1 protein-coding gene and 1 pseudogene are annotated in these 584 nt (G+C 67.5%); one reads left to right on the plus strand and one right to left on the minus strand.

All coding sequences use genetic code 11. The features are described from left to right. A pseudogene (locus tag EN780_RS36860) lies at positions 1 to 237 on the plus strand (hypothetical protein); the annotation flags it as partial. Here EN780_RS36860 and EN780_RS36865 read toward each other — a convergent pair. Further along, a partial coding sequence (locus EN780_RS36865) for a sugar transferase (RefSeq protein ID WP_133372988.1) occupies positions 225 to 584 on the minus strand: 360 nt, incomplete at its 5' end. The pseudogene EN780_RS36860 and the gene EN780_RS36865 sit on opposite strands and share 13 nt — an antisense overlap.

Below are 584 nucleotides of genomic sequence, written 5' to 3' on the forward strand. Positions count from 1 at the left end.
GCGCCTTGCCTTTGCCAAGCACCTTCGCCGCCGCGCCTGCTTGCCGTGCCGGGAGCCCCCCTGCGCGCGGCGGCGAAGGTGCTTGGCAAAGGCAAGGCGTGGGACGCCCTGACGGCAAGTCAGATCTGCGATCCGTCGCTGCTTGTCTCGGAGGGATGGATTCCGCAAGCCGACACGCTGGACCAACTCACCGAACTGGCGCGGCGGCGCAAATCGGCCGCCGCTCACGCGCGATAGATCGTCCCTAGCAGTATTTTGAGATCGAGGCCGATCGAGGCCGTCCTGAGATATTCGGCATCGGTTTCCGCGCAGAGCCTCGGGTCCGACATGTCGATGCCGCGGATCTGGGCGAGGCCGGTGATGCCGGGAAGCGCCGACAGCACGCCGAGCGCCCGGCGACGCTCCACAAGTTCGGTCTGCGTGGGCAGGCACGGCCGCGGCCCGACCAGGCTCAATTCGCCCCTGAGCACGTTCCAGAGTTGCGGCAGCTCGTCGATCTTGGCCCGGCGCAATGCCTTGCCAACGGCGGTAATGGCCTGTGACGGCGCCTCATGCGTGGGCAAGGACGGCGTTCCCCGGTACAT

Source organism: Mesorhizobium sp. M4B.F.Ca.ET.089.01.1.1 (assembly GCF_004022605.1).
In the GTDB taxonomy this organism is placed as follows: Bacteria; Pseudomonadota; Alphaproteobacteria; order Rhizobiales; family Rhizobiaceae; genus Mesorhizobium; species Mesorhizobium abyssinicae.